Annotated in this window: 6 protein-coding genes; 4 read left to right on the top strand and 2 right to left on the bottom strand. The window is 71.4% G+C overall.

What is annotated here, in order from left to right; all coding sequences use genetic code 11:
• Positions 1-74: 74 nt before the first annotated feature.
• Positions 75-1,745: an HNH endonuclease signature motif containing protein gene (locus LK09_RS19280; RefSeq protein ID WP_039403192.1), complete on the bottom strand. Its 1,671-nt coding sequence runs from the start codon at positions 1,743-1,745 to the stop codon at positions 75-77.
• A gap of 173 nt (positions 1,746-1,918) precedes the next feature.
• Here LK09_RS19280 and LK09_RS19275 point away from each other — a divergent pair, with 173 nt between their 5' ends.
• From LK09_RS19275 to LK09_RS19265, 3 genes are read left to right on the top strand one after another with little or no spacing between them, the layout of a single operon-like run.
• Entirely contained in the window at positions 1,919-3,085 is a 1,167-nt protein-coding gene (locus tag LK09_RS19275) for an ABC transporter permease (RefSeq protein ID WP_039403189.1), read from the top strand.
• Positions 3,085-5,031: an ATP-binding cassette domain-containing protein gene (locus LK09_RS21255; protein ID WP_082008391.1), complete on the top strand. Its 1,947-nt coding sequence runs from the start codon at positions 3,085-3,087 to the stop codon at positions 5,029-5,031. Before LK09_RS19275 ends, LK09_RS21255 begins: the two co-directional genes overlap by 1 nt.
• Complete coding sequence (locus LK09_RS19265) at positions 5,028-5,609, top strand: TetR/AcrR family transcriptional regulator (RefSeq protein ID WP_039403187.1); 582 nt, start codon at positions 5,028-5,030, stop codon at positions 5,607-5,609. The genes LK09_RS21255 and LK09_RS19265 overlap by 4 nt, the downstream gene beginning before the upstream one ends.
• Positions 5,610-5,749: 140 nt before the next feature.
• On the opposite strand, the gene LK09_RS19260 is transcribed toward LK09_RS19265, so the two are convergent.
• Entirely contained in the window at positions 5,750-6,604 is an 855-nt protein-coding gene (locus tag LK09_RS19260; RefSeq protein WP_082008390.1) for an IclR family transcriptional regulator, read from the bottom strand.
• Between the two features lie 118 nt (positions 6,605-6,722).
• On the opposite strand from LK09_RS19260, the gene LK09_RS19255 reads away from it, so the two are divergent.
• Positions 6,723-8,612, top strand: coding sequence for an FAD-binding monooxygenase (locus tag LK09_RS19255; protein WP_039403184.1), 1,890 nt, complete (start codon positions 6,723-6,725; stop codon positions 8,610-8,612).
• The last annotated feature ends 69 nt before the right edge of the window (positions 8,613-8,681 follow it).

Below are 8,681 nucleotides of genomic sequence, written 5' to 3'. Positions count from 1 at the left end.
GGGGGGGGGGGGGGGGGGGGGGGGGGGGGACGTCGGGGGACGTCGGAGGGACGTCCTCTCCGGGCGGCCGGGGCTCAGAACGGCGCAGGGTCGGGCCGGCGGCCCGGTGCATGTCCGGCGCTCGAACGCGGGATGCTCGCGGGGCCCGGTGGATGCCCGGTGTCCGAACGCCCGGTGTCCGAACGCCGGGGGTCCGCGATCCCCGGTGGATGCCCGGCGGCGGCGACGAACCTCACGGCACCCGGTGGCCGGGTGCGGTACGTGCGGCGCGTCGGACTCGTCCATCGCATCACGCCGCCCGGAAGCTGCACGACACCCCAGTCAGTGTGGTGCTTGACCGTATGGTGCCTCTCGCACAGGCACGCGAGGTTGCACAGGGCGGTCGGACCGCCTTCGGCGGCCGCCCGGGCGTGATCGACGTCGCACTTCTCGGCCGGGCGCCGACAGCCCGGGAACCGGCAGTGCACATCACGGGCCTCGAGGTATCGGCGCTGACGAGCGGACGGCCGGTACCTGTCGACGCTGGTCGGAACGCCCGTCTCGGGGTCGATGAACACCCGCGCCCAGCCGTCCGCGACGCCGGCCAGCAGGCGAGCGTTCTCATCGTCGATCGGGCCGTGACCGGGGATCTCGGCGACGCCGGGAGCAGAGGAGGCAACGGCGTCGAACAGCCCGTGCGGCGTGTCCTCGGCGGTGGTGTCGCCTGCCGCGTCAAGGACGCCGAACACGCCGAGTCCCCGGCAGAGCGGCGTCCGATCGCCTGCGTCGGCACGGCCGCCGAACGTGCCGCCCGCGAGCTCCGCCGCGTCGCGCACGGCCGCCGCGTCGCGCACGGCCGCCGCGTCACGCACGGCCGTCGCGATGACGCCGGCCGGGATCGTCACGTGCACGCTGGGGCGGATCGCCGCGAGCGTGCTGCGGGTCTGTTCGCTGACGCCATGAGCTTCAGGCGCGCTGGTGAGCAGCAGATCGGCGGCGATATCGGCCTCGATCTGGCGCTTGGTACGGTCATCGGTCGCGGCCACCACTGTGTCTGCTGTCGACGCATCCGCAGCCGCCGCATCTGCCGCCGGCGCCATCGCCCGGTTCTCGGCGAAGATCTCGTCGGCCATGTCGCTCAGCCGGTTCGCGGCCCCGACCGCTTCGACGGTGGGCAGATCGATGCTGAGGCGTGACAGTCCGGGCTTGACGTGCCGCACCCGGACGCCGCGCTCGGCGACCGCCTGCCGGATCCGGTCTCGGGTGCCGTCGGGGTCGAGGCGCGAGACGAGACCGTCGAGGGCATCGCGAAGCTGGGCCGCGGTCAGCTCGGTCGCGATGTCTCGTGCGTGCCGCTCGTACTCGCCGCGAACGGCCGGGTCTTCGATCTGGACGCCGGTGTCGGCGATCGCCTGTGCGTGCTGCGGGGAGATGCGTCCGTCGGACACGTCGCACAGGGTCTCGTTGAAGAAGGTCGTCAGGTTGCTCGCGGCAGACACTCGCGCGGCGACCTGGTACTCGCTCAGCCGAAGCGCCGCGGCGATCTCGGCGTAGACCTCGCGCATGCCCAGCTGGGTCGCGTGAGCGGTCGACGCGTCGTCGGCACGCGCGGCGCGTTCGCGCTCCCGCCGTTCGACGAGCCGGGCGACGTTCGCGAAGAAGAATGTCTCGGCCGCGAAGGCATTCGCTGCGCGAGCCCGGACGCCCTCGAGGTGGTCGACCAGCTCATCCAGCTCGGACAGGACGGGGGAGAGTGTTCCGGTCATGTGCGGCACCTCCTGATCTCGCCCTCACCATCGGATCTGGCCCTCACTCTATCGAACAAAGACACGAGAGTCAACCACTCCGGCAACGCTGACAATGCGCTAGCATCGAACACATGCCCAGCCCTTGACGGAATTCATCAAGCGGTGAATTATGGCGCCAGGAGGAGGACAACATGCGCGCGATCATGCTCAAGGAGTTCCAGGAGCTGCGCCGCGACCGGCGCACGCTCGCCCTGCTCATCGTGATGCCGCTGGTGCTGCTGATCATCTTCGGCTACGCCGCGAACTTCACGGTCGAGCATCTGACGGTCGCGGTCTACGGCGAGAGTGCCAAGGACGTCACGAAGCTCATCGACGACAACGCGAAACTCAAAGACCATCTGACCGTCGTCGTCACCGACACGAGCGGGACGAAGGACGACGCGACGACCGAGCTGCGCGACGACAAGGCGGATGTCGCGATCTACGCGGTGCCGGCATCCGGCACGATCAACGCCGAGGTCTCGATCGACGGATCCAACCTGTTCGCGGCGCAGGCGGCCAAGACCCTGTTCGCGCAGGTGCAGCAGCAGCTGACGATGCAGGCCGCGCAGGCTCAGGCGACGGCGCCGCCCGGCACGACCGTGCCGATCCCGACCATCACGGTCTCCGTGCTGTTCAACCCCGACCTGAAGACCTCGTGGGTGATGATCCCGGCCATCATCGGCCTCATCCTCACTTTCATCGGCACGATCATCACGTCGATCGGGCTGGTGCGCGAACGCGAGGCGGGCACGCTCGAACAGCTGGCGGTGATGCCGCTGAGAGCCGGATCGGTCGTGCTCGGCAAGATCACGCCGTACTTCCTGCTCGCCTGCTTCGACATGGCCCTCATCACCACGCTCGGCCTGCTTCTGTTCGGCGTGCCCTTCAACGGCAACCCGGCGATCTTCGCCACGGGTGCGGGCCTGTTCCTGTTCGTCGTGCTCGGACTCGGCGTGCTCATCTCGTCGGTGTCGAAGACCACCGGGCAGGCGATCCAGCTGGCCTTCATGATTCTGCTGCCCCAGATCCTGCTGTCCGGCATGATCTTCCCCCTGTCGGCCATGGCCGCGGGCGTCCGCTGGATCGGCTACCTCCTCCCGCTCACCTGGTTCACGATGGTGTCTCAGGGCGTGATGATCCGCGGCGCGGGATGGGACTCGCTGTGGTTCCCGATCATGATCCTCGCCATCATGGCCGTCGTGATCTTCGGCCTCGCTGTGGTGCGGCTGAGCCGCAGCATCTCGCCGGTGCGTCAGAAGAGCGCGACGCCCGCCCGGACCGACCCGAAGCCGGAGCCCGAGAAGGCGGTGGCGTGATGTCGCTGCCCGATGCCCCGCGCCGACGCCGGTCGGACACGGTCCGGCCGCAGACGGCCGCTGTGACGGATGCCGCGGTGCGCTTCGGCCGGGGACACACGCACGTCACGGCCCTGGACGACGTCACGTTCGAGGCGCACCCGGGGCGGGTGACCGCCGTGGTCGGGGGCGATGGCGCCGGAAAGTCGACCCTGCTGCGGGTGCTGGCGCACCGGGTCCGGGTGGATGCCGGGACCGTCAGCACCGTCCCCCGCGAGAACATCGGCTACCAGCCGGCGACCTCGGGCGTCTGGCCGACGCTGACCGTCGACGAGAACGTCGACTTCGTGGGGCGCTCGTACGGGATGCCGGTCTCCCGCATCCGGTCGCGGGCAGGCGAACTGCTCGCACGCGCCGGGCTCGACGACGCGCGACGCCGGCTCGGCCGCGACCTGTCCGGGGGCATGCGGCAGAAGCTGGGGTTCGTGCTCGCGATCCTGCACGAGCCGGCCCTGGTGCTCCTGGACGAGCCGAGCACCGGTGTCGATCCCGTCAGCCGGCTGGAGCTGTGGCGGCTCATCTCCGCGACCGCCGGCGAGGGGGCCACAGTCGCGATGGCGACCACGTATCTCGACGAAGCGCAGCGGGCGGCATCCGTGCTCGCGCTCTCCGGCGGGCGGATGCTCGCCACCGGCACACCCGACGACATCATCGCTGCCGTGCCCGGCACAGTGGGCCGGATGCCGGAACTCACCGCCGCACCGGCCGCGGGCCTCGCCGCCCGCGTCTGGCGGCGCGGAACAGGACGCCACGTGTGGTCGCCTGCGGGCGGTGCCGCCGACGACCCGGCCGGCATCGTTCCCATCGACCCGCCGGACTTCGAGGACGCCCTGATCGCCCTGTCGCTGGCCGCCGGAGACGTGGCCGCGGAGGTCGACGTCGTGCCGGGCGGGCGCACGGCGCGGCGCCGCGGGATGCCGTCCGCCCCCGGCTCCGCCGAGGAGGCCGGTCCCGGCATCCCGCGCGGTAGTGCCACCGCCGGCATCCCGTCCGTCTCGGCATCGGCCACGGCATCCGCCCGGGGCATCGTGAAGCGGTTCGGGCACGCCACGGCGGTGGACGACGTCAGCCTCGACGTGCACCCCGGCGAGATCGTCGGGCTCATCGGTGCGAACGGCGCCGGCAAGACGACCCTGCTGCGCGTCCTGCTCGGGCTCGAGCACGCCGACGAGGGGGAGGTGTCGCTCTTCGGACGCGCTCCCGACAACGCGTCGCGGCGACGCATCGGCTACGTGCCGCAGGGCCTCGGGCTCTACAAGACGCTGAGCGTCCGCGAGAACGCCGCCTTCCTCGCCCGTGTCTACGGCGTACCGACCCCCACGCTCCCGTCGGCGCTGCGCGAGGTGCGCTCGAACATCGTCGCCGACATCGGCCTGGGCCGGCAGCGGCAGCTCGCCTTCGCGCTCGCGCTGAGCCACGGGCCGGAGCTGCTCGTGCTCGACGAGCCCACGTCCGGCGTCGACCCCCTCGGGCGGGCCCGCCTGTGGGACACGATCCACGCGCAGGCGGAAGCCGGGCGCGCGGTCATCGTCACCACGCACTACCTGCAGGAGGCCGAGCAGTGCACCCGCCTGGTGCTGCTCGCGCAGGGCCGCGTCGTCGGGCACGGGACGGTGGACGACCTCATCGGCACGGCGACCGCCGTGCTGGTGCGCAGTGACGACTGGCAGCGCACCTTCGCGACGCTCGACCGCTCCGGCCTGCCGATCATGCTGAGCGGCCGCGACGTCCGCGTCGCCGGGCACGAGCAGGATGCCGCGCACCTGCGCGACCGCGTGCGTTCGGTGCTCGGCGGCATCCCAGCGACGGTGGAGGCGGTGCCGGCGACGCTCGAAGAGACCGTGGTGCTGCTCGACAGCGCCCCGGGTGGCGCCGGCGCCGACGCGACCGCAGCGGAGGTGGCATGAGCGGGCGGCGCCGCGGCCCGTCCACCACGCGGCAGGAGATCCTGGATGCCGCCCGCGAGGTGTTCGCCGACCGCGGGGTGGACGGCACCACGCGCGAGATCGCGCAGCGCGCCGGGGTCGACCCGGCCATGATCGCGCACTACTTCGGGTCCAAGGGCGGACTCTTCGAGGCCGTCACCGCCCTGCAGGTCGATCCGGCCGACGTCATCGCGCCGGTGCTGGATGCTGACGCCGCCGATGCCGCGAGGGAGCTGCTCCTCGCCCTGGTGCGCACCTGGGACGCCCACGCGCCGGTGCTGACGACGCTCGTGCGCAGTGCGATGCGCAGCAAGACGCTGGCGGGGCAGATGCGCACGTTCATCCTCGAGCGGGCGGTGGGCCCCGTCGTGCGCCGCTTCAGTCCCGACGACCGCGTGGAGACCCGTGCCGCGCTGCTGGCGAGTCAGATCACCGGTCTGATGCTGACGCGGTACGTCCTGCGATGGGAGCCGCTGGCATCCGCCGATCCGGCGTGGGTGGCCGATCACGTCGGCCCGACCGTGCAGGGCTACCTGACCGGCCCCCTGCCCGAGGACTGAGTCGGCCCCGCCGACGTCAGCTGCCGAGCCGACTCCTGCCGAAGGGCGCGCCCCGCACGCGCGACGTGCCTGTTCGCTCGTCAGGTTGTGCGTGCGGGCGTGTGGATCGTGACGAGTGAAGCCGGGGCAGCCCGCCCGCATCAGCTGCCGAGAGCGCCGCGGATCGAGTCGGATGCCGCGGCGAGGCGCCGCGCGATCTCTTCGACGGCCAGGTCGCTGGCGAGGTAGACGACCGCGATCGCGGCGGGCGGACGCCCCCGCAGCGGGAGCGCCACCGCGACGGCCCGCAGCGACGGGATCACCTCGTCGTGGCTCTGCGCGAATCCGCGGAGGGCGGCATCCTGCACCTCCGCCGCGAAGCCGGCGGTCACGCCGGCAGGCCATTCGGTCACCGGCAGCTGGGCGAGGATCACCTTGCCGGGTGCGCCGGCCGCGACCGGATGCCGGGATCCCGGCCGCTGCGCCACCGATGCGATCGCGTGCCGCGGTTCCACCGAGATGAGTGTCAGGGCCTCGTCACGATCGAGCATCGCGATGAAGCACGTCATGGCGAGGTCGTTCGCCACGGCGGTGAGCTCGGGCAGCGCCTCGGCCTGCAGGTCGTGCGCGACGCCGGCCGCGAGGGACGCGAGCCGGGCGCCGAGTTCGACGCGGCCCGCGTCGTCGCGCACCACGAGCCCGTGGTCCTCGAGGGTGCGCAGCAGCCGGTAGGCGACCGAGCGGTGCACGCCGAGGCGCCGGGCGATCTCGTCGATCGTGAGCGGCTCGCGGGCGTCCGAGAGGATCTCGAGGATCCGGATGCCGCGACTGAGCGTCTGCGACCCGGATGCGCCGGGGGAATTGTCCTTCGACAGGCTCAGGGCGCCTGCACTGCTCGGGGCGCCTGCACTGCTCGGGGCGCCTGCGCCGGTCAGGGCGCCTGCACTGCTCGGGGCGCCTGCACTGCTCGGGGCGCCTGCGCCGCTCAGGGTGCCTGCGTCGACCTCCTCCGGCATCCCTTGCCCCTCCTGCCGGTCTTCGTATACGATCTGTTCTATACCAGAACAGCTTGTTCGATTATCGAACACAAGCCCGTCAGGGCGCAAGAGCCCAATGACGGGCTAGGAGGCATCGATGCAGTTCCACCACCACGGCTACGTCTCGACCGATCCGCGCGTGCAGCCGGCGGCCGGGATCGGTCTCAATCGACCCGACGAGCTCCCCGACGAGATGGACGTGCTCATCGTCGGCTCCGGTCCCGCGGGCATCGTGACCGCCGCGCAGCTCGCGCAGTTCCCGAACGTGCACACCCGCATCATCGAGCGCCGCGACGGACGCCTCAAGATCGGCCAGGCCGACGGCATCCAGGCGCGCAGCGTCGAGACGTTCCAGGCGTTCGGGTTCGCGGAGGCGATCATCGCCGAGGCCTACTGGATCACCGAGATGGCGTTCTGGAAGCCGGATCCCGCCGACCCCACCCGCATCGTGCGGGCCGCGGTCGCCCCCGACGACCCGTCCGGCATCAGCGAGTTCCCGCACCTCATCGTGAACCAGGCGCGCGTGCTCGACTACTTCGCCGAGTCCGCGCGCAACGCCCCCACGCGTCTCGTGCCCGACTTCGGCTGGCAGTTCGAGGGCCTCGAGGTCGGCACCGAGGGGGAGTACCCGGTCGCGGTGACCCTCACCCGCACCGCGGGTCCGGATGCCGGCGCGACGCGGGTCGTGCACGCCAAGTACGTGGTGGGCGGCGACGGGGCGCGCAGCGCCGTGCGCGACTCCATCGGCGCCGTGCACATCGGCCAGCAGGCCAACCACGCCTGGGGCGTCATGGACACGCTCGCCAACACCGACTTTCCGGACATCCGCACGAAGTGCTCCATCCAGTCCGAGGCGGGCAACATCCTCCTCATCCCGCGCGAAGGCGGGTACCTGTTCCGCCTCTACGTCGACCTCGGCGAAGTCGGGCCCGACGACAAGGGCGCGGTGCGCAAGACGAGCCTCGAGCAGATCATCGCGAAGGCGAACGACATCCTGCATCCGTACAAGCTCGACGTCAAGAACGTGCCGTGGCACAGCGTCTACGAGGTCGGCCACCGCGTCACCGACCGCTTCGACGACGTTCCGGTCGACGAGATCGGCACGCGCAACCCGCGCGTGTTCATCGGCGGCGACGCCTGCCACACGCACAGCGCCAAGGCCGGCCAGGGCATGAACGTGTCGATCCAGGACGGCTGGAACATCGGCTGGAAACTCGGGCACGTGTGCTCCGGGCTCGCACCGGAGAGCCTTCTGGCCACCTACTCGGCCGAGCGGCACGTCGTCGCCCAGAACCTCATCGACTTCGACCGCACGTGGTCGACGCTCATGGCCACCAAGCCCGAGGACCTCGACGACCCCACCGAGCTCGAGGACTTCTACGTGCGCACCGCGGAGTTCCCGGCCGGATTCCTCACCGAGTACGCGCCCTCGATGATCGTGTCGGATGCCTCGGACCCCGACCTGGCCACCGGCTTCCCGCTCGGCAAGCGTTTCAAGTCGGCCAAGGTCGGCCGGGTCGCCGACGGCAACCCGGTGCACCTCGGCCACCACCACCGCGCCGACGGGCGGTGGCGCATCTACGCCTTCGCCGACCGCCCCGGCCAGCACGAGGAGTCGGCCCTGAAGGAATTCGCCCGCTGGCTCAAGCAGGACCCGGCATCCCCGGTCGCGCGCTTCACGCCGTCGGACGCCGATCTGGATGCCGTCTTCGACGTCAAGGTCGTCTACCAGCAGCCGCACACCGAGGTCGACGTGATCGCCGCCCCGGGCGTCTTCCGTCCGCACCACGCCCCGTTCGACCTGATGGACTTCGAGAAGGTGTACGCGACGCTGCCCGAGGACGACATCTTCGAGGCGCGCGGCATCTCGCGCGACGGCGCCGTGGTCGTCGTGCGTCCCGACCACTACGTGTCGGGCGTCTTCCCGCTGTCGGTGCGCGACCAGCTCGCCGAGTTCTTCGCCGGCTGCCTGCTGCCGCAGAACTGAGCCGGCGCCGCATTCCGCGTCGAAACGGGGTCGCGCCGACGAAACAGGGTCGGCGCGATCCCGTCTCGG

Source organism: Microbacterium mangrovi, assembly GCF_000802305.1.
Taxonomy (GTDB): Bacteria; Actinomycetota; Actinomycetes; order Actinomycetales; family Microbacteriaceae; genus Microbacterium; species Microbacterium mangrovi.
Note: the sequence above shows the minus strand (reverse complement) of the source record. Positions and strands in the feature narration are given on the sequence as shown.